Source organism: Corynebacterium jeikeium (genome assembly GCF_000738175.1).
GTDB classification, from domain to species: Bacteria; Actinomycetota; Actinomycetes; order Mycobacteriales; family Mycobacteriaceae; genus Corynebacterium; species Corynebacterium jeikeium_C.
The window spans coordinates 59,008-84,671 of sequence record NZ_JFCH01000025.1; the positions used below are offsets into that span (position 1 = coordinate 59,008).

The 25,664-nt window shown below is 62.7% G+C and carries 21 protein-coding genes; 7 read left to right on the plus strand and 14 right to left on the minus strand.

Going from position 1 to position 25,664, the window contains the following annotated elements; genetic code table 11:
• The first annotated feature begins 84 nt into the window (after nucleotides 1-84).
• Entirely contained in the window at nucleotides 85-927 is an 843-nt protein-coding gene (locus tag JQ46_RS03180) for a YwiC-like family protein (RefSeq protein ID WP_111712238.1), read from the plus strand.
• Nucleotides 928-985: 58 nt separating this feature from the next.
• Here JQ46_RS03180 and JQ46_RS03185 read toward each other — a convergent pair whose 3' ends face one another.
• Nucleotides 986-2,290, minus strand: coding sequence for a glutamate-5-semialdehyde dehydrogenase (locus tag JQ46_RS03185; protein ID WP_034985371.1), 1,305 nt, complete (start codon nucleotides 2,288-2,290; stop codon nucleotides 986-988).
• A gap of 166 nt (nucleotides 2,291-2,456) precedes the next feature.
• Here JQ46_RS03185 and JQ46_RS03190 point away from each other — a divergent pair, with 166 nt between their 5' ends.
• Nucleotides 2,457-2,819, plus strand: coding sequence for a DoxX family protein (locus tag JQ46_RS03190; protein ID WP_034985372.1), 363 nt, complete (start codon nucleotides 2,457-2,459; stop codon nucleotides 2,817-2,819).
• A gap of 80 nt (nucleotides 2,820-2,899) precedes the next feature.
• On the opposite strand, the gene proB is transcribed toward JQ46_RS03190, so the two are convergent.
• Nucleotides 2,900-4,159: a glutamate 5-kinase gene (gene proB / locus JQ46_RS03195; protein ID WP_424647994.1), complete on the minus strand. Its 1,260-nt coding sequence runs from the start codon at nucleotides 4,157-4,159 to the stop codon at nucleotides 2,900-2,902.
• Nucleotides 4,160-4,297: 138 nt separating this feature from the next.
• Nucleotides 4,298-5,809 carry a GTPase ObgE gene (gene obgE / locus JQ46_RS03200; RefSeq protein WP_034985375.1) on the minus strand — a complete coding sequence of 504 codons (1,512 nt, stop codon included), beginning with the start codon at nucleotides 5,807-5,809 and terminating at the stop codon, nucleotides 4,298-4,300.
• A 250-nt stretch (nucleotides 5,810-6,059) separates the two neighbouring features.
• Here obgE and JQ46_RS03205 point away from each other — a divergent pair, with 250 nt between their 5' ends.
• The 3 genes from JQ46_RS03205 (at nucleotide 6,060) to JQ46_RS03215 (ending at nucleotide 9,196) form a co-directional block, all read left to right on the plus strand.
• Nucleotides 6,060-7,247, plus strand: a complete 1,188-nt coding sequence (locus JQ46_RS03205) for an ABC transporter substrate-binding protein (RefSeq protein WP_034985377.1) — start codon at nucleotides 6,060-6,062, stop codon at nucleotides 7,245-7,247.
• 177 nt (nucleotides 7,248-7,424) lie between these two features.
• A complete protein-coding gene (locus JQ46_RS03210; RefSeq protein ID WP_051876220.1) occupies nucleotides 7,425-8,411 on the plus strand; it encodes a FecCD family ABC transporter permease in 987 nt (328 codons plus the stop codon).
• A 2-nt stretch (nucleotides 8,412-8,413) separates the two neighbouring features.
• Nucleotides 8,414-9,196, plus strand: coding sequence for an ABC transporter ATP-binding protein (locus JQ46_RS03215; protein WP_034985378.1), 783 nt, complete (start codon nucleotides 8,414-8,416; stop codon nucleotides 9,194-9,196).
• A gap of 135 nt (nucleotides 9,197-9,331) precedes the next feature.
• On the opposite strand, the gene rpmA is transcribed toward JQ46_RS03215, so the two are convergent.
• The 3 genes from rpmA to JQ46_RS03230 form a co-directional block, all read right to left on the minus strand.
• Complete coding sequence (gene rpmA / locus JQ46_RS03220; protein WP_034985380.1) at nucleotides 9,332-9,598, minus strand: 50S ribosomal protein L27; 267 nt, start codon at nucleotides 9,596-9,598, stop codon at nucleotides 9,332-9,334.
• 45 nt (nucleotides 9,599-9,643) lie between these two features.
• Nucleotides 9,644-9,946 (minus strand): 50S ribosomal protein L21, encoded by a 303-nt coding sequence (gene rplU / locus JQ46_RS03225; protein WP_034985382.1) that lies wholly within the window; start codon nucleotides 9,944-9,946, stop codon nucleotides 9,644-9,646.
• A gap of 277 nt (nucleotides 9,947-10,223) precedes the next feature.
• Entirely contained in the window at nucleotides 10,224-13,289 is a 3,066-nt protein-coding gene (locus JQ46_RS03230) for an Rne/Rng family ribonuclease (RefSeq protein ID WP_051876221.1), read from the minus strand.
• A 118-nt stretch (nucleotides 13,290-13,407) separates the two neighbouring features.
• Between JQ46_RS03230 and JQ46_RS03235 the strand changes: the two genes are divergently transcribed.
• Nucleotides 13,408-14,172 carry a hypothetical protein gene (locus JQ46_RS03235; RefSeq protein ID WP_237744693.1) on the plus strand — a complete coding sequence of 255 codons (765 nt, stop codon included), beginning with the start codon at nucleotides 13,408-13,410 and terminating at the stop codon, nucleotides 14,170-14,172.
• 80 nt (nucleotides 14,173-14,252) lie between these two features.
• Here the strand turns inward: JQ46_RS03235 and ndk are convergent, their stop codons facing one another.
• From ndk to JQ46_RS03270, 7 genes are all read right to left on the minus strand, one after another.
• On the minus strand, nucleotides 14,253-14,663 hold the full coding sequence (gene ndk / locus JQ46_RS03240; RefSeq protein ID WP_005296491.1) for a nucleoside-diphosphate kinase: 411 nt from the start codon (nucleotides 14,661-14,663) through the stop codon (nucleotides 14,253-14,255).
• A 54-nt stretch (nucleotides 14,664-14,717) separates the two neighbouring features.
• Nucleotides 14,718-16,055: a peptidoglycan recognition protein family protein gene (locus tag JQ46_RS03245; RefSeq protein WP_237744694.1), complete on the minus strand. Its 1,338-nt coding sequence runs from the start codon at nucleotides 16,053-16,055 to the stop codon at nucleotides 14,718-14,720.
• 113 nt (nucleotides 16,056-16,168) lie between these two features.
• A complete protein-coding gene (locus JQ46_RS03250) occupies nucleotides 16,169-16,666 on the minus strand; it encodes a DUF4233 domain-containing protein (protein WP_034985389.1) in 498 nt (165 codons plus the stop codon).
• A gap of 49 nt (nucleotides 16,667-16,715) precedes the next feature.
• On the minus strand, nucleotides 16,716-18,254 hold the full coding sequence (gene folC / locus JQ46_RS03255) for a bifunctional tetrahydrofolate synthase/dihydrofolate synthase (RefSeq protein ID WP_034985391.1): 1,539 nt from the start codon (nucleotides 18,252-18,254) through the stop codon (nucleotides 16,716-16,718).
• Nucleotides 18,251-21,049 (minus strand): valine--tRNA ligase, encoded by a 2,799-nt coding sequence (locus JQ46_RS03260; RefSeq protein ID WP_034985393.1) that lies wholly within the window; start codon nucleotides 21,047-21,049, stop codon nucleotides 18,251-18,253. Before JQ46_RS03260 ends, folC begins: the two co-directional genes overlap by 4 nt.
• A gap of 46 nt (nucleotides 21,050-21,095) precedes the next feature.
• Nucleotides 21,096-22,202 carry an alpha/beta hydrolase gene (locus JQ46_RS03265; protein ID WP_237744695.1) on the minus strand — a complete coding sequence of 369 codons (1,107 nt, stop codon included), beginning with the start codon at nucleotides 22,200-22,202 and terminating at the stop codon, nucleotides 21,096-21,098.
• Nucleotides 22,203-22,282: 80 nt separating this feature from the next.
• A complete protein-coding gene (locus JQ46_RS03270) occupies nucleotides 22,283-23,275 on the minus strand; it encodes a malate dehydrogenase (RefSeq protein ID WP_034985394.1) in 993 nt (330 codons plus the stop codon).
• Nucleotides 23,276-23,450: 175 nt separating this feature from the next.
• On the opposite strand from JQ46_RS03270, the gene JQ46_RS03275 reads away from it, so the two are divergent.
• A complete protein-coding gene (locus tag JQ46_RS03275; RefSeq protein ID WP_237744696.1) occupies nucleotides 23,451-24,260 on the plus strand; it encodes a hypothetical protein in 810 nt (269 codons plus the stop codon).
• Here JQ46_RS03275 and clpX read toward each other — a convergent pair.
• Nucleotides 24,257-25,531 carry an ATP-dependent Clp protease ATP-binding subunit ClpX gene (clpX, locus tag JQ46_RS03280; protein ID WP_011273210.1) on the minus strand — a complete coding sequence of 425 codons (1,275 nt, stop codon included), beginning with the start codon at nucleotides 25,529-25,531 and terminating at the stop codon, nucleotides 24,257-24,259. The two genes, JQ46_RS03275 and clpX, sit on opposite strands and share 4 nt — an antisense overlap.
• Between the last annotated feature and the right edge of the window lie 133 nt (nucleotides 25,532-25,664).

The following is a 25,664-nucleotide window of genomic DNA, read 5'->3' on the forward strand; positions in this document are numbered from 1 at the left end:
TGCCGGAAGATTCTAGTCTGGGGATGTGTGGGCGTTCGATCGCCCAAATTATAGGTGAAACAGCAGGGAGTGTCCGATCTAGCGATGAGTACAAACGCGTGGGTTCCAAACCAGCACGGCGCATGGGCGATGCTCATTCTGCCAATCACCACAGGTCTGATCACCGCCGCCGTTATCGCTCCGTCCTACGGCAATCCGGTGCAGTGGTTGGCATTGACTTTTATGCCTCTGGCCTGGGTATTCGGCTACTTCACCTTCTTCGCTTTCGGCCTGTGGTTCAAGACCCGCGCCCCTGCCCGCCGTCGCGCATACCTCTGGCCTACGTTGACCTACGGTGCGCTCACAGCCATTTTCACCGTGATTGTGTTGTATCTGCAGCCCCGATTGCTGTGGTGGTGCGTGCCGTTCGTACCGCTGATTGCGGTAGCTCTGATGGAGGTCTTCAGGAGGCGCCCCCGCAGCCTCATCTCCGGTATCTCCACCACGGTGGCAAGCGCCCTAATGTACATCGTCGCTGTTTCGGCCAGCGGTTTTTCGATTCTGCCGTGGTTCTTCAGCGAGGCGCCCGTCGCAATTTGGGTAACCACCCTCGTCATCGGCTTGTACTTCACGGGCACGATTTTCTATGTGAAGACGATCATCCGCGAGCGGGATAATGCCCCCTTCGAGCGGGTTTCGCTGCGCTATCACCGCATCGCTTTGTTGATCACGCTCATCACCTCGATCGCGGCCGTTATCGACGGTGGCTATACCGCCAGCGGCCCACTGATGATCCTGGTGATGGCAGCCGCTGCCCTGCGCGCCAAAATGATCCCACCGATCGCCAAGGCAAACCCACGCGAGTGGACGCCCAAGAAGGTCGGCATGTGGGAAATACCGATGTGTCTGGTACTGGCGCTGGGTGCGAGCCTTACGCTCGTGGTGTAGCTGTTCTTTCTTTATGACGCCCACTTTTCAACTGGCAAAGTGAGCGCCATCGCCACACTTAGGGGCGAACCTGGCCTTCGCCGTTGATAACCCACTTGGTGCTCGTCAGCTCCGGCAGCCCCATCGGGCCGCGGGCGTGCAGCTTCTGGGTGGAGATACCGATCTCCGCGCCGAAGCCGAACATTTCTCCGTCTGTCCACGCGGTAGAGGTGTTGATGGAGACAGCAGCTGCGTCGACGTACTGCTCGAAGTAGCTGGTGGTCTTGTAGTCGCGGGCGGCAATACCCTCGGTGTGGCTGGTGCCATAACGGTTGATGTGGGCCACAGCCTCCTCCACGCCGTCGACGATGGCCACTGCAATGTCAAAGCTCAGGTACTCGTCGGTCCAGTCGGTTTCTTCCGCCTGGACGACGTCGTTGATCAGCGGATCCAGCTGCTTCTTCTCACCGTGCAGGGTCACACCGGCCTTCTGCAGTTCCTGTAGGACGTAGATTTTGTCCGGGTCCGGCAGGGCGGAATCCAGCAGTACAACCTCGGTGGCGTTGCAGACGGAGCAGCGGCGGGTCTTGCCGTTAATAACCAGCTTGGTGGCTTCCTCGATGTCCGCAGAGGAGTCGATGTAGAAGTGGCAGTTGCCCGTACCGGTCTCGATGGTGGGCACGGTAGCACCCAGCACCACTGCGTTGATCAGCCCAGCGCCACCGCGCGGGATAACCAGGTCTACTAGGCCACGGGCGGTAATCAGGTCCTGCACCGAGTCGTGAGTATCGCACGGTAGCAACTGGACTAGCTCACGCGGCAGGTTGTGGCTTTCAGCAACATCCTGCAGGATCTGCACCAACTTCTCGTTCGTGTGGCGGGCGGACTTGGAGCCGCGTAGCAGCGGCACGTTGCCGGACTTGATGGCCAGGCCGAAAGCATCGACCGTGACGTTGGGGCGGGCCTCGTAGACCATGCCCATCACACCCAGCGGCACGCGCACCTGCTTCATGCGCAGGCCGTTGGGGCGGGTGTGTCCGCGTACGATTTCGCCCACCGGATCCGATAGCCCGATGACCTGGCGCAGACCGCCGGCAATACCGGAAATTCGCTCGGTATCCAGGGCCAGGCGGTCCAGCAGGGAGTCGGCGAAGCCGCGCTCCTTGCCCGCGGCAATATCTTTTTCGTTGGCGGCGATGATGTCTGCCGCATTAGCCTCCAGCGCATCTGCCGCGTCAGCCAGCAGATCGTTCTTCTGCTGGGTGTTCAGCAGCAGCTGGGAACTGACCTCCTTGGCCTTTTTAGCCTTGGCTAGAACCTCGTCGCGTTCTGCCTGACGTTCCGGGGAAAGGGCGTTCTCTTTAGCTTCGTTGGAGTTTGTCATACCAACCCATGCTAGCGAATTAGCCCCTAAGCTGCGGCACGTTGTTGGAAACCTGAATACAGCATCGGTTCCTTGAGGGTAGTGTGACTTAAAGCACCACTTCCCCGAAGTTGAAGCATATTTTCATGAACTGCTTTGTCTTCGACTTTCGCAGAAAGGAATCCGAATGAGTGCCCTAGCAACAGGCGGCAGCTACCTTTTGGCTGCCGTTCTCGCCGGTGACGCATTGATCTCCGTCAAACCGCCTAAGTTCATACGCCGTTGCCTGGAGGGCGTTAAGTTTCCCGAAGATTGGTGGTGGACGCTGATCGCGATCAAGTCTCTCGCAGCCACAGGACTGGTTTACGGTGCGGCTACCGGCAACGCCTCAGTCGCGACAACCGTCTCAGTAGGTGTACTGGGCTATTTCCTTTCCGCAATCATCGCTCACATTAAGGCGAACTTCCTCGGATCAGAATTCTGGATCAACTGCCTGGGAATGACGGCTCTTAGCGCAGGCGTCCTCTCCTTTAATGCGAAGTCCATGTAGGGGCTTGCTTCACCACACAACGAAACCTCCGCATAGTTAACGTAGCTTGAGCCCTCCGGGAGACAAGGGCTCACTCCCTACTAGCCCCTAAGCTGCGCCCGGTTAGAGTAATGGGACATGTAGTCGGCGTGCACCACCGGCCTGCGGGCAAACTCCGGCAAGTCGGAGGTCGACTGGCCTATCAGGTCGTGCAGCATGGCGGAATCGTATGCCACCTCGCCACGGCCAACAATGTTGCCGTCCGGCCCGACCAGGTCCACCACGTCGCGCTGGGAGAAATCGCCCTCGACCTTGGTGATACCCACCGACAGCAGGGATTTGTGATTATCCGTCACGGCGCGCACCGCACCGGCGTCCAGGTGTAGCTGGCCATAAGAATCTGCGGCGTACAGCACCCAGAACTTCCATGCGCTCAGGCGATCCTGGTCCGGCCAGAAGCAGGTTCCTACCTCCGCGGTATCCAGGGCCGCGCCAATGTTCTCCGTGGACGTCAGTAGCACCGGCACACCCGCGCGGGAGGCTAGGCGGGCAGCCGATACCTTCGCCGCCATACCACCGGTGCCCAGGCGGCCACCGTCGCCTGCGGCCACGCCCTTCAGATCCTTGGAGGTTTTCACCTCAGCGATGAACTGGGCACCCGGTTCGGCCGGGTTGCGGTCGTACAGACCGTCCACGTCAGAGAGCAGTACGCAAGCATCAGCGAAGGCCAGGTGGCTTACCAAAGCGGCCAGGCGGTCGTTGTCGCCAAAACGCATCTCAGAGGTAGCAACCGTATCGTTCTCGTTGACGATCGGCACGGCCTTCAGCTGGCGCAAGCGGTCGATGGTTCGCTGGGCGTTGCGTGCGCGGTCGCGCTCTGCGGCGTCCGAAGCAGTAAGAAGAACCTGGCCGATAGTACGACCGTAACGGGCGAAGCTACGCGCCCACTCCTGAGCCAGCAGCACCTGTCCGACAGACGCGGCGGCCTGCTTGGTAGCCAGGTCGGTGGGGCGCTGGGCAAGCTCCAGAGGGCCCATGCCGCAGGCCACAGCACCGGAAGAAACGACGATGAGGTCGGTGTCGCGCGCCATGCGCGCCTCCAGCGCGTCGGCGATCATGTCAATCTGGTTCGGATCCACACGGCCGTCGTCGTCGGTCAGGGAGGAAGATCCGATCTTCACCACCAGGCGGCGGGCGTGAGCAATGTCCGCACGCACATCGGAATCGTGCCCCATCGCCGGATCGTCTTCGTCCGCCTCCGGTTCGGGAAACTCAATGGACGTCGCGGGCACCACTGGGCCCGGCTCGTGCACTGGCCTTTGCCCGTAGGTAGGCACGGGCGCGGCTAATTCGGGAGTCATCTCCCCCGGCCCTGCGTAGCTAAACGCGGACTGGGCTGAACTGAACTCTTTTTCGTCTGCAATGTCGGAATCGGAGGATGACATACACACTAGTATGCCAGCCCCGCTCCCGAGGTTGTGCAGATTGGTTCAACGTGGCTACCCCTGCCAGCGCTCGCGCTCTGCGACCTCCCCGTCGCCGAAATCGTTCTCGTCGATCAGGCCACGGCGGGCCTGCGAGGCACGCTTGCGCTCCTCCGGGGTAGCACGAGTGTTCTGCTCCAGGCGGATGTCGGTGCCGCGCCCACTGCGCATCACGTCCACACCGGCAGCGGTCTGCGGATCCCACTCGAAGGTGATCTCCCCGATCGTTACCTCGCTGCCCGCATCTGCGCCGGCCTTGTAAAGCGCTTCCTCCACGCCGGCCTTCGCCAGACGGTCGGCCAGGTAGCCCACGGCCTCGTCGTTTTCGAAGTCGGTCTGGCGGATCCAGCGTTCAATCTTTTCGCCGCGGACAATGAAGGCGTCCTCGGCGGACGGGTCAGCTTCCACCTCGAAGTCGGCGAACCGCCCGCCGGAGCGCTTGCGCAGCCCCTTCGGGGTAATCACCTGCGCGGGCTTCTCCTCCACCGGGTTGGCCTTGCGGTGTGCCTTCACAATGTCCAGCAGCGCGTACTTCAGCTCGTCCAAGCCCTTGTGCGCCACGGTGGAGATGCGGAAGATCGGCCAGCCGAACTCCTTGAGTTCCTCCTCCTGCAGGTCGGCCATGTCGGCGGCATCCGGTACGTCCATCTTGTTCAGGATGATCACACGCGGGCGCTCGCGCAGGTCGCCCAGCCCGGAATCGCTCGCCAGTTCCTCCTGGTAGTTGGCTAGCTCCTTTTCCAAGGCCTTGATGTCCGCGACCGGATCGCGGTCTGCCTCCAGCGAGGCGGCGTCCACCACATGGGCCAGAACGGCGGTGCGCTCGATGTGGCGTAGGAAGTCCAACCCCAGGCCCTTGCCTTCGCTAGCGCCGGGGATCAGACCCGGCACGTCGGCGACGGTGAACACCTCGTGGCCAACGTTGACCACACCCAGGTTCGGCACCAGGGTCGTAAACGGGTAGTCCGCGATCTTCGGCTTCGCAGCCGACAGCACGGAAATCAGCGAGCTCTTACCTACCGACGGGAAGCCCACCAGGCCGACGTCTGCCATGGACTTGAGTTCGAGGATGACGTCCTTTGCCTCGCCAGGTTCACCCAGTAGCGCGAAGCCCGGGGCCTTCCTGCTTTTGGACGCCAACGCTGCGTTTCCCAACCCGCCGTGTCCGCCCGCGGCGACGATCATCCGCGTGCCCTTGCCTGTTAGGTCGGCAACCGCCTCACCCTTGGAGTTAAGCACCACGGTGCCCTCCGGCACTTGGAGTACGAGGTCTTCCCCGCGCGCACCGTGTCGGTGATCGCCGGCGCCGTTGTTGCCGCGCTGGGCCTTGATGTGCGGGTGGAAGTGAAAGTCCAGCAGGGTGTGTACCTGCGGGGATACTTCCAGGATGATGTCTCCACCGTGGCCGCCGTTTCCGCCGTCGGGGCCGCCGAGGGGGACGAACTTTTCGCGGTGGACGGAGGCGCAGCCGTGGCCGCCGTCACCGGCCTGCAAATGCAGCACTACGCGATCAACGAACTGTGGCATGGCTTTCCTTTCGCCCCAATTAAATCTTCGGGTTCCGAGTCTATCGGCTATTCGGACATCAGCCTAAAGTGCGCACTCCTTTGGCATACACGGGGCGCAGGTGAGGCATAGACGGTCGAAAGAGCACCCCCTCCCTTTCAACCACAATCACCATGAACTATAGTTAGCCTACCCTTGCTCCTATAAGGCTAGGCTAACCTTTTGATCGAGGTTGGCCTTCTGAACACACCCCTCACACAAAGGAATAACTATGCGTTTTTCTCCGCTACGCAAAGCCTGCGTGGCTGTAGTTGCAGCAACCGCCACCTTGGGCCTCGCAGCCTGTGGCGCAGCCGGCACCAGCAACTCCGAAAGTTCCGATGGCGCCAACGGATCCGGTAACGCCGTTACGATCACCGACGTGACCGGTCGCCAGGTCCACCTTGATTCGCAGCCGAAAAAAGTCCTTCTCGCAGAAGGCCGCGGACTGTTTGCCACCTCGCTGCTGAACAAAGAAAACCCAACGGAAAACGTGGTGGCCATCGGCTCCGATCTGCACAAGGCAGCTCCGTCCTACGAGGCGAAGCTCTCTGCGGTGCATAAGCAGTACAACGACCTGCCGACGGTGGGCAACATCGCCAAGGGTGACGTCAGCGTGGAGGCACTGCTTTCCCACAAGCCGGACATCACCGTCCTCTCCCTGGACCACAAAAAGGCCGCTGAGGAATCCGGTCTACTGAAGAAGATGGATCAGTCCGGCCTGAAATACGTGTTCAGCGATTTTCGGCAGAAGCCGCTGGAGAACACCACGAAGACAATCGCCATGTACGGCCAACTTTTCGGCAAGGAAGATAAGGCGAAAGAATTCAATGACTTCTACGACAGCAAGGTAAAAGACATCACTGACCGTGTCAGCGCGGCTAAGAACAAGCCAAAGACTCTGGTATGGCGGGCAGCCGGCATGAAGGACTGTTGTTCCACTGTGAAGGATTCCAACCTTGGTGACCTCGTCAATGCCGCCGGCGGCAAGAACATGGGCGATGAGTTGTTGGATACCGAATCCGGTGACCTCACTGCAGAAAAGATCCTTGCTGAACAGCCCGAGCAAATCATCGCAACCGGCGGTTCCTGGGCCAAGGATCCGGACGAGCCAGAGGTGCTGCCCCATGTCGAGCTCGGTTATCGCGCTCAGCCTGCTACTGCAGAAAAGACCCTCAAGGGGCTTCTTTCGACGCCAGGTTTCACCGCCCTAAAGGCTCCGAAGAAAGGAAACCTGCACGCTGCCTACCACCAGTTCTACGACTCCCCGCTCAACGTGTTCGCCCTAGAGCAATTCGCCCAGTGGCTACACCCGGAGCTGTTCCAGGATGTTGATGTGGAACGCGATTTCGCAGACTTCCACAAGCAGTGGATGCCTTTTGAGTACTCCGGAACGTTCTTCACTTCCGCCAAGAGCTAACCCCAACCGAGAAGAAGTTCGATGTCTCAGCTTGTAACCCCAACCTCATCCCCTGCCACTAGCACTCCCGATTCAGTCGGCCCCACCGATCCAGATGACTCAGTCGATGCACGCGCGGCCACTGGTGACGTCATAGCGGATTATCGCCGTCAATCCCGGCGCAAGATCCTGGCCATTATGGTCCTGACACTTGGCGCCTTAGTGGCCTTCACCGTCGCGACCGTTGTCGGCCCGATTAACCTCAGCTGGGCAGAACTCTGGAATGGACTGTTCAACCCCAACGGTGTGGACGAAACTACCCGCACGGTGTTGTGGAACCTGCGCCTGCCGGCCGCGGGCATGGCGGTTCTCATTGGGGCAGGACTTTCCTTGTCTGGCGCCCACATGCAGACCATCCTGGACAATCCCCTCGCAGAACCCTTCACTTTGGGTATTTCCGCAGCAGCAGCCTTTGGAGGTGCCGCCTCCATCGTGTTGGGCTGGACGGTGCTGAGCAACCCACAATTCAATCTCGCCGCTATGGCGTGGGTGGCGGCCTTGGTTGCGGTGTTCGTTGTGGCAGGCGCCGCAGTGTGGCGGGGAGCCAGTGCGGAATCGATGATTCTGCTGGGAATCGCTCTGGTCTTTCTTTTTCAGGCGATGCTTTCCCTTATGCAATACAGCGCCACCACTGAGGCCTTACAGCAGATTGTCTTCTGGACGATGGGCTCGCTGCAGCGAGCGAACTGGACGTCTAACGCCATCCTCCTGGGAACCCTGGCTATAGCAATCCCCTTCACGGTTGTGAATTCTTGGAAGCTCACCGCGCTCCGGCTAGGCGACGACCGAGCCGCAGCTTTGGGAATCAACGTCCAACGCCTGCGCGTGACCACGCTGGTTGTTGCATCCCTGCTGGCTGCCAGTGCGGTGGCTTTTGCTGGCGTGATCGGATTTATTGGCCTGGTAGGCCCTCACGTCGCGCGAATGCTGGTAGGCGAAGATCAACGGTACTTCGCCCCGGCCTCCATGGCCGCCGGTGCGCTATTGCTGTCTGCTGCCCATGCGGTTTCCATCACGATTGTTCCAGGTGTCGCGGTCCCCATAGGCATCATTACGTCCCTGGTGGGCGTGCCGTTCTTCCTGATCCTAATCTTCGCCCGCCGACGCACCATCTGGAGGTCTTAAGCATGCTCGCTCTGGAAGATATTCACGTCCACTATGGCAAGCACTCGGTGCTGAAGGGAGTTACCGCTACCGGATTCACGCCAGGCAGCATCACAGGCCTGCTAGGGCCGAACGCTGCTGGTAAGTCCACCCTGGTGAAGACGATCGCGGGGATACAGGGGGCGTCATCAGGCACCTGCCACATCACCCACAACGGCGAAGCACTAACCGGCAGTGCGCGGCGCGAAGCTATCGGCTATGTGCCGCAAGATCTGCTGTCGAGTGCGTCGCTCACGGCGTTCGAGTCGATCCTTGTGGCTGCGCGCCGATCCTCGTCGGCGCAGGTCAACATCAACGGCACTAGCCCAGCTAAAGCCGCACAGGAGCGAGCCGCCGCGGTGATGGACAGGCTCGGGATCACTCATCTGGCTTCGCGCCACGTCCATCAGCTTTCGGGCGGGCAACGCCAGTTGGTTGCCGTCGGACAGATGTTGGTACGCGAGCCGGAGGTTCTGCTTCTCGACGAGCCAACCTCGGCGTTGGACCTGCGGCACCAAGTCGAATTGTTGCAACTCATTAGTCGCGAAGTGCGCCGGAACGATTCGATGGCGCTGATTGCGATTCACGACCTGAACTTGGCTGCTCGCTACTGCGACCGGCTGATTGTGCTGCACCAGGGGTGCCTAAAGGCGCAAGGACAGCCCGCGGAGGTGCTTACTCCGGATCTGCTTGAGGAAGTCTACGGCCTGCGGGCCAAAGTGCTCGATGATGACGGCACACCCGTCATCTGCCCGGTAGAGGAGTAAGCCCGCCCTCCCTGGTGGCTTTTGGTGGTTTGTGCACCGGGAGGGCATGTCAAAATAAAAAATCCAGTGCACGCATCCGCTGCGTCCACTGGATTCTTGTGGTTTTGAGGCTAGTGCCTAAAAGGCGCTAGAAGCTTAGGCCTCTACTGCCTCGTCCTCGACGATGTTCACCACGCGACGACGGCGCTTGGTGGCGAACTGGACGGCGCCGGCCTTCAGGGCGAACAGAGTGTCGTCACCACCGCGGCCAACGTTAACGCCCGGGTGGAAAGAGGTACCACGCTGGCGGATCAGGATCTCGCCGGCCTTGACCTGCTGGCCGCCGAAGCGCTTCACACCGAGACGCTTGGACTCGGAGTCACGGCCGTTGTTGGAGCTAGATGCACCCTTCTTGTGTGCCATTAGTCTCTCCCTCCTTAAGGAAGAAAATCGAAGTGTCTCGGTAGTTTACTTGATACCGGTGACCTTCAGAACCGTGAGGGTCTGACGGTGGCCGTAGCGGCGCTTGTAACCGGTCTTGTTGCGGTAGTGCATGCCGCGGATCTTCGGTCCGCGAACGTGCTCCACGATCTCAGCGTTGACATTTACAGATGCCAGCTTGTCACCGGTGGTGACGTTTGCGCCATCGACGACGAGAACCGGGGTGAGAGCCACGGACGAACCCGGCTCACCCTCGATCTTCTCGACCTTGACGAGGTCACCTTCGGCAACCTTGTACTGCTTTCCGCCGGTCTTGACGATCGCGTACATGTAGGGCTACCCCTTTATTTCTCTAATCGGCTCAGGCAGCCCCCTGCGGGAAGGAAGCATCCTGACTGTTACTTTTGCTTAGCTGCGTTCGTTCCCCCAAAAATGCCCGGGGCACTTCTGTGCACACTGTGCGAACGCACCCTGCTGGAAGCTGGTGCACTCGCGCAGTCCCCGGCGACGCGCGCGTTAAGGCTGGTCACCGGCGGAACGAACAGCGACTGGTTAAGACTACCCGGTCAGGGGGCTAAAAACCAAATCCCTTCGCTTTCGCTCGGAACTAGTTCGTCTTGCGCACCACTCGCCGACGCCGGCCGCGCGAACGGGTGTTCTTGGTCTTGTTCTCGGCGCTCTTTTCGGCGCCCTTCTCGGCACTCTTGTCGTCACTATTTTTTGTGACGCCGAAGTCCTCCGGCCGTGGGGCAAAGTCAGACTTGGAGTTGCCCCGTGTCTGCCGCTTCCGGCGTGGAGATTCCTCGAACTCGCGCTTGGCTTCCTCGTACCTGGATCGGTTAGCGGAGGAAGAGTTGGCGTCCCGATCCGAAGAAGAACGAACACTGCGCGCGCCGGTGTCCGTCGAGCGCACCACGCGGCGGCGACGGCGAGACCTAGTGTTCGCGGTCTTATTCTGCTCCGGGCGCTCGGCGTTGTTGGCTGCCGAAGGCTCGTCCGGATCCTCCTGGGCGGAGCGCTTGCGGGCGTTGGCGACGATGCTGTCGATGTCACTGTTAGACGCCTTGGAGTTGCGACCCTGTCGCTCTCGCTCCGCGGCCTGGGCGGCGTGCGGGTTGCCGCGGCGGACTACGCGGCGGACTCGACGGCGAGTGCCCTGCTGAGGCTTATCATTCTGAGCTTCGCTCTTCTTGGGCTCACTTTGCTGGGACTGTTGCTGGGACTGCTTGTCCTCGCGCTGCGTGTGCTTGTCCTCGCGGTGTGCTCGTTTATCCTCGCGGTGGTTCCGCTCCGAGTCCTTGCCCTGGTTCCGGCTCTTGGCCTGGTTCTGGTTCCTGCCCTGGTTCTTAGCCTGCTGGCGCTCCTTGCGGTGCCCGTGGTCGCGTCGCGGCTCCGGATCCTTCTGCTCCACCGGGTCCGGATGCATGATGAATCCGCGGCCATCACAGGCCTCACACGGGGTGGAGAAGGTCTCCAGCAGCCCGGTGCCGAGGCGCTTGCGGGTCAGCTGCACCAGGCCCAGCGATGTCACCTCGCCCAGCTTGTGGCGCGTGCGGTCGCGGCCCAGGAACTCTGACAGGCGGCGCAGCACCAGATCCTGGTTCTGCTGCAGCAGCATGTCGATGAAGTCCACGACGATCATGCCGCCGATGTCGCGCAGGCGCAGCTGGCGGACGATCTCCTCGGCCGCCTCCAGGTTGTTCTCCGTGACCGTGGCCTCGAGGTTGCCACCGCTGCCCACGAAGGAGCCGGTGTTCACGTCGATGACCGTCATGGCCTCGGTGTGGTCGATGATCAGGTAGCCGCCCGATGGCAGCCACACCTTGCGGGCCATGGCCTTTTCCAGCTGCTGGTCCAGGTCCAGCGGCGCGAAGGCATCCTGGCCGTCGTGCTTGCCACGGTTCCACTTGTTCACGCGATCCATCAGTTCCGGGGAGGTCCGGCCCAGGTAGTCGCGCACGGCCTGCCAGGACTTATCGCCGTCGATGATCAGCTCAGTGAAGTCCGCGTTGAAGACGTCGCGCACAACCTGGATCAGCATGTTCGGCTCTTCGTAGAGCGTCACCGGCTTGGAGCCCTTGGAGTTGCGCTCCTTGTTCTCTAGCTTCTGGATCTCCTGCCAACGCTTCTCCAGGCGCTGCACGTCCTCGGTGATCTGCTCTTCCGTCGCGTTCTCCGCGGCGGTGCGGATGATTGCGCCGCCATCGCCAGTGATGACCTCGCCCAGGATGTCCTTCAGGCGCTTGCGCTCGCCCGCGGGGAGCTTGCGGGAAATACCGGCAGTCGTGCCCGCCGGGAAGTACACCAGGTAGCGGCCGGCGAAGCTAATGCGGTTGGTCAGGCGCGCACCCTTGTGGCCGATCGGATCCTTCAGCACCTGCACCAGAATCTGGTCGCCCGGGCGCAGCGCCTGGTCGATCTTACGGTTCTTGGAGTGCAGGTGCGGCGAACGCCAGTCCATCTCGCCTGCGTACAGCACGGCGTTACGGCCCGTGCCGATGTCCACGAAGGCGGCCTCCATGCTGCCCAGCACGTTTTGCACGCGGCCCAGGTACACGTTGCCGATCAGCGACTGGTGCGTCGCATCCGCTACGAAGTGCTCGACCAGCTGGCCATCTTCGACCACGCCGACCTGCGTCATCATGCCCTTGTGGTCGGTGCGCTCCGAGTCGCGGACGATCATCGTGCGCTCCACGGACTCGCGGCGCGCCAGGAACTCGGCGCGGGTGATGGCCTTGTAGTTCTTGTCGCGGTTCTTCGCCCGCCAGCGGCGCTGCGATTCGAGGCGGGTGGAGCCCTTCATCTTCACCGGCTCGTCCACCAGATCTTCGGTGGCGCGCTCGGCCGGGTGCAGATCCTCGGGCGCGACGTTCTTCGCGGGGGTCTCTTCCGGTGCGTCACCGCGGTCGTTGTTGCGTTCGCCCTTTTCTTGTGACGCCCGCTCCTCCGCCCGGCGCGCACTTCCCACGCGGCGTACGACTCGGCGGACTCGGCGGCGGCGCACCGGCTTCGGCACGGAGTTCTCTTCCTGAGCTTTCTCCTCCTGCAGCTCCTGCGCTGCCTCCTTTACAGCAGGCTTTGCCGCCTTCTTCGTAGAACGCTTGGCAGTTCGCTTGGCCGACTTTTTCTCTGACTTCTCAGCAACCTCCTCGGCAGGCTGCCCCACCTGCTCGTTCTCCTCAGCGGGCTTCTCCTCGGCAGGCTCGGCGGACTTCTTGGCGGCCGTCTTCGTCTGCTTCTTCGCCGACTTCTTCGCAGTCTTCTTTGCCGTCTTCTTGGTGGCCTTTTTTGCCGTCTTCTTCGCAGGTTTCTTGGCTTCCTTCTTCGGCTCCTCAGCTGCAGAATCCTCAGCAGCCGAAACCTCGGAAGCTTCCGCCTCCGCAGGCTTCTTGTCTTCCTGAGATGGTTCAGAGTTGGCACTGAGGGCGTCCAAAACAGAAAAGACCTGCGCCTGAGTCAGCGACGAGGCCGTCTTCTTCCCCTCAATGCCGTGGTCCGCCAGAATGGCCAGGAAGTCCGTCGCGCGGATCCCCAACTGCTTGGCAACAGTGTGGACGCGAACCTTCTCCCCCACACTCTCTCGATCAATTTTCGCAGCCTGAGCTGCAATTTCCGGGCTGGTAGTCGCCACGAAATCTCCTTTTAAAGTCTTCAAAGTTTTCCTGATCGCCATGCCGCATCGTCGTTGTGGGCATCCGATCTGTCCCCCATTGTCTCATATCACTGCATATCCATCCGACAACCCATCCGACAACCCTGTGCTAAAGCGCCCGGCTGTTACGCTGAACGCTATGCCCACCCCCTCGTCGCCCTCCGTCGCCTTTGACCAGACAGTGCTCAACGATGTCCAAAACGGCATGCGTCCCAGCAAAGCTGCGCAGTTTGTGATTTCGCTGATTTTCGGACTGATGTTGTTCATCCTCTGCGCGCCAGTCAACGGACCGTTGCCGGCGCTGGGGATCCTCGTCACTGCCGTCCTGGCCTGCGTCGTGTGGTGGCGCTACCTGCGGCGAAGCGGCGTGCGAGGCAACGACTACTCCCCTATGAAGACAGACGCCGAAGCCGCCCGCACCCCTTTTAGCTGGAAGGAGGAAGGCCGCCTAGTACTGGTGCTTGCGCTTGTTTTCGGACTCTCGCAGGCCGCAAGCATGTTTAGCGGCCAAGCCAGGTGGGGCTTCGCCGCTATTGCCGCCCTGATCACCGTTGGGTTGATGTACTGGGTCGTTACTTTTGACGCCTGGCGCCCCGCCCGCTACACCGACCCGAAGAAGCTGGGGCAGGATATGGAGATTGAGAACCCCACCGAGTGGCTGCAGGCATTCCTCTACTGCCGCCGCTGCGTCCCGGGCGGGCTGCAGATCCTGAGCGACACCTTGAAGGAGGATCTGTCGCACTACGGCTGGACCGCTCACAGCGTGAACGAGGCACTGGACAAACTGGTCAAACAAGGCAAGGCCGTGACGATCCGGGAGCTGCGCTCGGCCGATGGAGCGCGGAAATGGGTCACGCTGACGGAGGAAGGCTCGCAAGACTTCCAGGCACGCCACGGCGGCTAACCCTTAAAGCCCCGGATATACGCCCCGGATACGCAAAAACCGCGGACGCGCTGCGCCCGCGGTTTACTTGTCCAGCCTTCTTACAGGTTCGGGAACCAGATGCCGATTTCGCGCTCTGCGGACTCCGGGGAGTCGGAGCCGTGCACAACATTCTCGCCAACAGTCAGGGCGAAGTCGCCGCGGATGGTGCCCGGGGTGGCCTTCTCCACCGGGTGGGTGCCGCCGGCCAGCTGACGCCAAGCGGCGATAGCGGACTCGCCCTCAACGATGCCTGCAACCAGCGGAGCGGAGGTGATGAAGTCCACCAGCTCGCCGAAGAAAGGCTTGTCAGAGTGCTCAGCGTAGTGCTTCTCCGCGGTCTCGCGGTCAGCGGTACGCAGGTCCAGCTCCACGAGCTTCAGACCCTTCTTTTCAATGCGGGAGATAATTTCGCCCACGTGGCCGTTCTTAACACCGTCGGGCTTAATCAGAATCAGAGTGCGTTCAGTCATGCCAGTGATTCTACACGTGGCGTCACCGCACCACAGTGCTGCAACGCCTCGGCGCTACACGCGATTGCGGATCTGATTCATCAGCGCGTAGGCACGGTCACCCGGGCATGCGGTCGCAGTTGAGACGTCACCCCAGTCACGGTGGCCGGTGATCGTGCGGCGGGTCAGGTTCAGGCGGGCCGCGTTGTTCACGTAGCGCACGTGGCCACGCGGATCCAGGCCCAGCCCACGGCACAGGTGGCCGAGAACGCGCACCAGAGAGTTGATGGCGGCGGGGGTAGGAGCCTGCTGCATGAAATTACCCAGCAAGCACACGCCGATGTTGCCATCGTTCGCGTTGTACACGTGGCCTGCGGTGACGGACATGGGCGATGCGCCCAGGCTGCCAGATTGGAAGACCGCCTGGCCATCCGTGCCGGTAGTGCGCCCCTGGAACACGGTGCCATCCGGGGCGATCAGCAGGTGGTAGCCGATGTCGCCCCAGCCGCGCCCACCGTTCGCCCGGGAGGCGTGGAAGGCGTAGATGCTGCGGACGTTCGCAGCGTAGTCGCCGTTGGCAGGGGTGGCCATCGCCGTGTGGTGCACAGTGATGAGCTGCGCGCGGGTGAAGCGGGGAGTCCACCCCATCAGCGACTCGTTGGCGCCCCACTCGCGGCGGGAAACCACTCGCAGGCCGTTGATCACGTTCGCACCACCGATACCAGCGCCGCCACCTGGAGTCGGAGCACCCGGGTTGGCCAGGCCACTGGACTGCAGGATCCCGGCGATGGTGCCCGCCAGCGCAAGTGAACCAACCACGGCCGCAGCTCCGGTTTCCAGACTGCTTTGCAGCTCAGCCGGGTTTGAGGGCAAGTCCATCGGTGCAGCATAGGGCGCAATGCCCGCTCCGAAGATCTGCTCTTCCTGCCCCTTCGGAGCCTCCACAATATGGAGGAACAGGCGCGTCGCCGAGTCGTTAACCTCGCCGGGCAGCCACACGGCAGTGGCACCCTCGGGCAGGTCTACGGGCTCGGACTTCAGTTCGGAATCATCGTCCTCGCGGTCGTGAGCCTCGGGCTGGACCACGCGGTCTTCGGTGCGGCCACCAGGGAACTCGAAGCGCAGGGTCGCCTGCGTGCCCTCGGTCGCTGCGGGTGCAAAGGTGATCGTGAGGTACCCGGCGCCTCCGGGTAGCTCGCCCTTTTGGTTGACGCCGATTCCCGTTCCGGTAAAACCCTCCGGCTCGGCAGAGTTCAGGGCGCCGGCAGCTCCGGCGGGATCTGCACCGGGGAGTGCGTCGTCAGCGGAGGAGAAGACCCCCATGTTGTTGCGGTTGGCAAAGAGGAGGGAGCCACCAACGGCGGCCCCCAGGGCGGTGGAAGAACGGAAGAATGCACGGCGCGTTAACGTCATGCACCGGATAGTAAACCACATTCGGGGGTAGCGGGAGGCTTACCCCTATTTAAGGGTATTCCCAGGTGAGTGTTGCTGGTGTTAAAGGCGGTGCGAATGTGGCGTCATGAAGACTAGTCAGCGGGGGTAGCCGGGCGCCGCACGTTACCTTCCTCATCGAGGTGCTGCGAGGGCAGCAGGCCGCGCTCCATGCGGCGCATCAGGTTGGATCGCAGGTGGTAGATGTACCACCAGCACAGGGCGAAGATCACGCCCATCGCCCCCATCGCCGGGTGCACGATAAAGCCCGCGATGGCCAGCACCTGCAGGGCAATGTTCAGCCAATCGGCCCACTTGGCTTTCTGCAGGAAGGCGGCGACGATCATCGCAATCCCCAGGCCGATCACGTAGGCCATATTGAAGGTCGTGGCGGAAGCACCGGCATCCACCCGGGTGATGACGGTCAGCACCAGCAGGATCACGATGGCTTCCATGATGTGCGTTCCGGCCATCACGCCGCGCAGCCCCTTCATCGGATCGTTCGCCGGGGTCTGGCCGGGGCCCAGCGGACCGTACTCGCCCTGTCCACTGCCCTCGCCAGCCTTACTGCGGTTGTCCGGGTTCTGTGCCACGATTGTGCAGCTCCTTGGTAGTTCTTCCGTTTGAAAATTCTTCCGGCGCCTACGCCGGTTCCTTGCCGAACAGCGTACGGGCTTCCCCGGCCGTCACCACTGAGCCGGTGATTAGCACACCCGCGCCGGACAGCACGCCGTCCTCGTCATCCTCGGCCAGTTGGGTGGCGATCTCCACTGCTCCAGGCAGGTTCGCTGCTACGTGCACGCGCTCTTCGCCGAAGGCATCCCGCGCGTACTCGGCCAGCACGTCGACCGGCAGAGCGCGCGGCGAGTTCACCTCAGTTACCACGATCTCGTCCATCACTGGCTCCAGGGCGGCCAGGATGCCGCGGGCGTCCTTGTCCCCCAGCACTCCGACCACACCGACCAACCGACGGAACTCGAAGTCGCGGTCGATGGCCGCCGCCAGGGCCTTCGCCCCGTGGGGGTTGTGTGAGGCGTCGATAAACACGCTCGGGGTAGAGCGCACGCGCTCCAGTCGGCCGGGCGAAGCGACAGAGGCGAAGCCCTCCCGCACCGTGTCCACGTCCAGCTGCCGCTCGGCGCCGGCCCCGAAGAACGCCTCCACAGCTGCCAGGGCCACGGCGGCGTTGCGCGCCTGGTGTTCGCCGGAGAGCGGCAGGAAGATGTCTGTGTACTCGCCGGCCAGTCCGCGGATGGTCACAGTCTGCCCGCCCACGGCGATCTGGCTGGAGAGCACGCCGAACTCACTGCCGGCGCGGGCGACGGCGGAATCCTTCGCCACGGCCTCCTCCAGCAGCACGCGCATCGCCGCTGGCTCCTGCTCGGCGACAACGGTCACGTTATCTGGTGGGGTGAGCAGATCGTCGGCATCCCAGCGGGCCTTGATAATCCCCGCCTTCTCGCCCGCGATGTCCTCTAGCGTGTCGCCCAGGTAGTCCGTGTGGTCCAGCCCGATCGGGGTGATCACGGCAACGTCGGAGTTCACCACGTTCGTCGCGTCCCAGCGTCCGCCCATGCCGGTTTCTACCACAGCAACGTCCACCGGTGCGTCGGCGAAGGCCGCGTAGGCCATGGCCACCAGCACTTCGAACTTGCTCATCTGCGGGCCGCCTTCGGCCTGGCTCTTCGCGTCCACCATTTCCACCATCGGCTGAATATCGCGCCAGGTGTCCACGTAGTCGCGTGGGTGGAGCGGCTTGCCGTCGATGGCGATGCGCTCAGTGACGAGCTGCAGGTGCGGACTGGTCGTCCGCCCGGTGCGACGGTGGAATGCGCGCATCAGCGATTCGATCATTCGCACCACGGAGGTTTTGCCGTTGGTTCCCGCCACGTGGATCACCGGAAACGCCCCCTCCGGGTGGCCGAGCAGGTCCATCAGCATTTCGACGCGCTCGAGCGTCGGGTCGATCTTGGTTTCCGGCCAGCGCTGGTTCAGCTCCGCATCGACCTCGGCCAGCGTGGCAAGATCCTCGGGCGTAATGGGACGTTCTTGTACGGACGCCACCTCGGGCTCATCCGCCCCCACACCGTCGATAGGCAGGGCTAGGCCTGCCTCGTCGAGCGTGACCTCTTCCGGGTAGCTATCCCCGACCTTGTCCTCGGTGAACTTGTCGTCGGTCATGCCTTCGGCAGGCCTTCCAGGCGGGCAGTGATGCGCTCGAATTCCTCCTGTGCGACGCGCTGGCGCTCGCGGATTCCTTCGACGACCTTCTCCGGAGCCTTGGCCAGGAAGTTTTCGTTACCCAGCTTCTTCGCCGCGTTGTCCAGCTCCTTCTGAGCTGCCGCGAGGTCCTTCTCCAGGCGCTTGCGCTCCGCGGCAACGTCGACGGTGCCGGAGGTATCCAGCTGCACTGCGATGGTTGCCTGGGACAGGCGCACCTCGATGGACGCAGTCTCCGCGAAGCCTTCCTCCGGGGTTTCCAGGCGCACCAGGGAGCGCACGGCCTCTTCGAAGTCGGCCAGGTCGGCGGCGGCGAAGTCCAGGGCAGCGGGCACCTTCTGGGAGGGCTTAACGCCCTGGTCGCTGCGGAAGCGACGGAGCTCGGTGACCAGCTTGTCCACGTCCGCCATGCGGCGTACCGCATCGGCATCGGTCTGCGACCCACCGTTGGTGAGGTCGGCGGTCGGCCAGTCGGCGGTAACCAGAGAATCGGAGTAGCCCTCTTCCCCATCGGTCAGTGCCTTCCACAGCGTCTCGGTCACGAAAGGCATGGCCGGGTGCAGCAGACGCAGTACCGCGTCCAGCACGCGTCCCAGCACGATCTGGGTGCTGATGCCCCGTTGGACCTGTTCCTCCGTGGCGCTATCCCAGTCGCGCGGGATCTGCACCTTGGCGATCTCCAGGTACCAGTCGCAGAACTCGCCCCAGGCGAAGCGGTACAGGTTCTCGTTCGCCAGGGAGAACTCGTAGCGGTCCAGCGCGTCGTCTACCAGCTGGCGGACCTCTTCCAGGCGGTCCAGGATCCAGCGGTCGGCATCCGTCAGGGTCTCGCGGGCGGGCAGCTCGCCCACACGCGCGCCGTTCATGAGGGCGAACTTGGTGGCGTTGTATAGCTTGGTGGCGAAGTTGCGGGAGGACTGCGCGGCATCCTCGCCCACCGGCAGGTCGGAGCCAGGGTTGGCGCCGCGCGCCAGGGTGAAGCGCAGCGCATCTGCGCCGTAGTCGCGCACCCAGTCCATCGGGTCGATGCCATTGCCCAGGGATTTGGACATCTTGCGGCCGTGCTCATCGCGCACCAGACCGTGCAGGAAGATGTCCTCGAACGGGATCTGCGGGCGCCCGTCCTTTCCCTCTCCGAGCACATCTTTGGTGTGCTTAGAGGCGAAGGTAGCGAACATCATCATGCGGGCCACCCAGAAGAACAGAATGTCGTAGCCCGTCACCAGCACGCTGGTTGGGTAGAACTTCTCCAATTCCGGGGTCTTCTCCGGCCAACCCATCGTGGAGAACGGCCACAGGGCGGAGCTGAACCAGGTGTCCAGCACGTCCTCATCTTGGCGCCAGCCCTCGCCCGTCGGGGCTTCGTCGTCCGGGCCGCAGCACACGATTTCGCCGTTCGGGCCGTACCAAATTGGAATGCGGTGGCCCCACCACAGCTGACGGGAAATGCACCAGTCGTGCATGTCGTCCACCCAGTCGAACCAGCGCGGTTCCTGGGAGGATGGGTGAATCACCGAGTCGCCGGAGCGGATCGCATCGCCCGACATCTTCGCCAGCTCGTCAACCTTGACGAACCACTGCTCGGACAGGCGCGGCTCCACGGCCTCCTTGGAGCGCTCGGAGTGGCCCACGCTGTGCACGTAGGGGAACTTGCGGGCCACGATGCGCCCCTGCTCCTCCAGCGCCAGGCGGATTTTCTCGCGCGCCTCGTAGCGCTCCATGCCATCGAACTCAGTGCCGGTGTTCGCAATGTGGCCGGTCTCGTCCATGATCACCGGCATCGGCAGGTCGTGGCGCTGACCCATCGCAAAGTCGTTCGGGTCGTGCGCCGGAGTGATCTTCACCGCGCCAGTACCGAACTCCGGGTCCACGTAGTCGTCGGCCACCACGATCATCTGCCGGTCCGGCAAGAACGGGTGCGGCAGGGCCTTGCCCACCAGATCCGCGTAGCGCTCATCCTCCGGGTGCACGGCAACAGCCACGTCGCCCAGCATCGTCTCCACACGAGTGGTCGCCACGACCACGTGCGGCTCGGAATCGTCCAGCGAGCCATAGCGGATGCTCACCAGCTCGCCCTCGTCGTCGGAGTACACAACCTCGATGTCGGAGATCGCCGTCTGCAGCACCGGGGACCAGTTCACCATGCGATTCGCGCGGTAGATCAGACCGGCGTCAAAAAGCTCCTTGAACATCGTCTGTACAGCGCGGGACAGACCATCGTCCAAGGTAAACCGCTCGCGCGACCAATCCACGGAATCACCGATGGCGCGCATCTGGCGCTGGATCACGCCACCGTACTGGTCCTTCCACTCCCAGACCTTCTCCACGAAATCCTCGCGACCGTAGTCGAAGCGGTCCTTGCCCTCAGTTTCCTTCAGGCTGGCCTCGACCTTCGTCTGCGTGGCGATGCCCGCGTGGTCGGAGCCGGGCAGCCACAGGACCTCGAAGCCCTGCATGCGCTTGCGGCGGGCCATCGCATCCATCAGCGTGTGGTCCAGCGCGTGGCCCATGTGCAGCTGGCCGGTCACATTCGGCGGCGGCAGCACAATGCTGAAGGGCGGCTTGTCGCTGGAAGGATCGGCCTTAAAATAGCCGGAATCCACCCATCCCTGGTAGAGGTTTTCCTCTACTGCGGCGGGATCCCATGCCGCGGGTAGCTGTGCCGAACGGTCGGCACCAATCGGGTTAGAGCCATTTGCCTTAGAACTGGAGTCACTCACGTCTGCCAAGTCTAGTAGACGGCCCAGACAGGGCATACACCCCGCCTACTACCTGCCTGCAACTCACTCACCCACTGCGCATTTACATCTCGAGCGCCGCCCGCAACACACCGGCAGCCTCGTCCAACGCCCGCCCGGAATTACGCCACACGCCCGAAGAATTCACGAAGGGGTGGATCAGGCCGGGGTGGCGTCGGAAAGAAACAGGCACACCTGCTTCCCGTAGCTTCTCGGCATAGGCAGTGCCCTCGTCGCGCAGCGGATCGAAGCCGGCGACGGCGACATAGGCCGGAGCCACCCCGCTGACGTCCTCGGCGAGCAGAGGTGAAACATCCGGGTCCAGCCGCTGCACATCGTCGGTGAGGTATTGGTCGCGGTACCACTGCATGTGCGCCTGGGTGAGGAAGTACCCCTTGGAGAACTCCTTGTGGCTGGGCGTATCCAACCTGGAAAGGTCCGTGACCGGCACAAACAGCAGCTGTGCACGCGGCTGCTCCTGCCCTTCGCGCTTACGGCGCAGGCATACCACGGCGGCCAGGTTGCCTCCCGCGGAATCACCGCCGACGGCCACCCTGTTCTTATTGACGCCCTTAACCTCGCCCGCCATTGCGGCATCGACTACGTCGCAGCAATCGTCCGGCGCGGCGGGGAAAGGATGCTCCGGGGCCAAGCGGTAATCCACGGAGAGCACTGCCACGCGGGCAGCCTCACACAGCCAGCGGCAGGTGGAATCGTGCGAATCGAGGGAGCCGACCACCCAGCCGCCGCCGTGGAAATACACCAGGGTTGGCAGGTCCTCGTCCGGCGAGACGGCACCGGTGGGACGGTAGTGGCGCACGCGCACGCCCCGGATCCGCTCCTCCACTACGGAGCCGACCTGGGTAACGTGCCCGCCGGCCATGTACGCGGCATCCTCCACAACCGCTCGGGTTGCCTCGACGGACTGCTGAGAATAGTCCGCCGGGTGTATCAGGTCGGTGACCAGGCTAGAGGCACGGACGTCGGAATTCAATCGTTCACCGTCGGAGTTGGTGCGAGAGCCGAATATCCGCAGAACTGGCTCGGGGAACGCGGGCAGCAGCCACCCGGCGCGGGCGGTGAGCTGGCTGAAAAGCGAGTGCTGGAGTGGTTGGGAGTGGATCGGAGCTGTGGTGCCAGTGGCTTCGGTAGATTCAGTGGGATTTGTCATGCCTAACATAAAACCACCCGACCAGGCGGCCGGGTGGCGATATGCAGAAAAAAGTTTTTCCTTAAGAAACTACAGAAAAACTACAGCAGGCCAGCCTCCACGACAGCGGCCTTTTCGTCCTGCAGCTCCTTGATGTTTGCGTCGATGCGCTCCTGCTGCGCCGGGCTGATCTCCAGGCCCTGCACGATCTCCCACTCGCCATTGACGGAGCGGCAGGGGAAGGAGAACACCAGCCCCTCCGGGATGCCGTAGGAGCCGTCGGATGGCAGGGCGACGGAAACCCAGTCGCCCTCAGCGGTGCCGTGTACCCAGTCGCGCATGTGATCCAGCGCGGCGCTGGCTGCGGACGCTGCCGAGGAGCGTCCGCGAACCTCGATGATCTCCGCGCCACGCTTGGCTACGCGCGGAATAAACTCGTCGTTAACCCACGCCGCATCCAGCTTGTCAGCGACCTTCTCACCGTTCAGTGTCAGCTCCGCAACGTCCGGGAACTGGGAGGCGGAGTGGTTGCCCCAGACGGTCATGTTCTCCAGGTCGCGCACGGCCACGCCCAGCTTGTCCGCTACCTGCGCCAGGCCACGGTTGTGGTCCAGGCGGGTCAGAGCGGTAACGCGGCGCGGGTCGAGGCCTTCGGCGTGGGCTGCAACGATCGCGGCGTTGGTGTTGGCCGGGTTGCCGACGACAATCACGCGGACATCATCGGCGGCGTGTTCCGCGATTGCCTTGCCCTGCGGGCCGAAGATCTTGCCGTTGGCGGCCAGCAGGTCGGCGCGCTCCTCACCCTTCTGGCGGGGCTTGGCGCCCACCAGGAAGACTGCGTTGGCATCCTTGAAGCCCTCGTCGAGTTCGGTGGTGATAGCGACCTCCCCCAGCAGCGGGAAGGCACAGTCAGCCAGTTCCAGGGCCACACCGCGGGCGGCCTGCACGCCCTGCTCGGTCTCCAACAGACGCAGGTTCACTACGCGGTCGCCGAAAACCTCCCCCTTGGCGATGCGGAACAGCAGGGAGTAGCCGATTTGGCCGCCTGCGCCCGTGACGGTGACGGTAACGGCATTCTGGTTGTTGGTGGTCACGCGGGGCTCCTTAAGCGATGCGTTGGTGAGAGTTTTCTTAGATCCTCTCCCCACTGTAATAACCTGCCCGACACCCTGCACTCTCACTGCACTCTTACTTCCAGCCACCCCCGCACGAGCCTGGATTAGCTGCACATTGCTGCAGGTTCGGCTTCTTCATAGATAAACTGAATTGGTGCAGAATAAGCCCCACCTTCCCGCCTCTGCGGCCTGGTACGGCCTCGGAGAACAGCAGTACATCCAGGCCATGAACACCGCCGTGACCATCGCCATCCGGGTCGGTGCTGCATTCACGCCGGAGCACCTGGCCACGATCGCCCAGGCTGCACGCCTGCCGCAAAACTGCGAGCTGCTGAATTCCCCGACCCGACTGTACGAGGAGGCGTTGCGCTATGCCCACTCCTCCATCTGGCCGGTGCCGCTGAATGGTTATGGCAACCCGGAGATGGATAACTCCCCGGTCCGCGAGATGCGCAAGCTAGTCGCCGCCACTTACACGCGCTTTGCCACGCACCCGGACGCGGTGCGCCTGATTGTCGCGGAGAACCTTCTGGGCGATCCGGAGCTCGTCCACCGCGTAGGCGTGTTGGAGGATTCCCCGGTGGTACTACACCTGGATCGCGTGCTGATGCGCGGCCACGATATCGGTGCGTTCCGCAGTGGCGTGTCCGCGGAGGATGCTTATGCGCTCATTACCGCGTTGTGCTCCTTCGCCGTCACTCAGGGCCCGACTTTCCACGCCCTGTATGGGATGGATTCAAACGCCCCCGAAAACGAGGATGGCCTGCGCAATCTGACCTGCGATGCGGTCATCGCTTTCCTCACCACCACGATGCCCACCAACCAGGGCGCGTCGTACACCCACGCTTCGCATTCTTCGGTGATTGGTTCCTCGGTCGCCGCGTCGCTCTACCACCATGCGCGGCACGAGGATGAAGAGGTTGATGACGCCCCCTCGGCGCCATCGGACCTATATCACGACTAGGCGCTCTTCTTATCCCGCTTGGCGACCTCTTCGTGGGTCAGCAGGGTCGGTTCCGCTTCCCCGCGGGCACATGCACCGGTGATGATGACCTCGCCGGTTTCCTCATCTTCCGGAATGGCGAACATGGTCGGCAGCAGCAGGGTTTCCATGATGGACCGCAGGCCGCGGGCGCCAGTCTCGCGCGCCAGCGCCTTTTGGGCGATCTCCCGCAGCGCCTCGTCCTCGAAGGTCAGGCGCACACCGTCCATGTCGAACAGGCGCTGGTACTGGCGCACTAGGGAGTTCTTCGGCTCGGTGAGTACGCGCACAAGGGCGTCCTCGTCCAGGTGGCCAACGTGGGTCAGTACCGGCAGGCGGCCGATCAGCTCGGGGATCAAACCGAACTTCACCAGGTCCTCCGGCTCCACGAACTGGAACGGGTTCGGATCCTCCTCGGACTTCGCGCTGATCTCCGCGCCGAAACCCAGACCCTTCTTGCCGCGGCGCTCGGAGATGACCTTCTCCAACCCGGAGAACGCACCCGCCACGATGAACAGCACGTTCTTCGTGTCGAACTGGATGAACTCCTGGTTCGGGTGCTTGCGGCCTCCCTGCGGCGGCACGGCGGCAACGGTGCCTTCCAGGATCTTCAGCAGGGCCTGCTGCACGCCCTCGCCGGATACATCGCGGGTGATGGACGGGTTCTCCGACTTGCGGGAGATCTTGTCCACCTCGTCGACGTAGATGATGCCGCGCTGGGCCTTCGCCACGTCAAAGTCGGCGGCCTGGAGAAGCTTCAGCAGGATATTCTCTACGTCTTCACCGACGTAGCCGGCTTCGGTCAAACTGGTGGCGTCAGCAATGGCGAAAGGCACATCGAGCATCCGGGCGAGCGACTGCGCCAGATAGGTCTTGCCCGAACCAGTCGGCCCCAACATCAGAATGTTGGACTTCGCCAGCTCCACCTCGTCGTCAGAGCGGCGGGCAGCAGCGTTCGACTCCTCGACCTGAATGCGCTTGTAGTGGTTGTACACGGCAACGGCCAGGGTGCGCTTGGCCTCGTCCTGACCAATCACGTAGCTATCCAGGAACTCGGCGATGGCCGCGGGCTTCGGCAGCTTCGCCGAGCTCTCTGCGGGATCGACCGCCAGCAACTCCTCTTCGATGATCTCGTTACAAAGCTCGATGCATTCGTCGCAAATGTAAACACCAGGGCCGGCAATCAGCTTGCGGACCTGCTTCTGGCTCTTACCACAGAAGGAGCACTTCAGGAGCTCTGCGCTTTCAGGCATGCGGGAAATCAGGCTTTCTTGGGTCGGGTAACTTGCGGGACAGCTAGATTAGCACCCTCGTAGGCCTTCAATTCTACTGCGCCACACCAAAAACCCCGCGGAAGCTGAAAGCCCCGCGGGTCGCTAGTGTTTG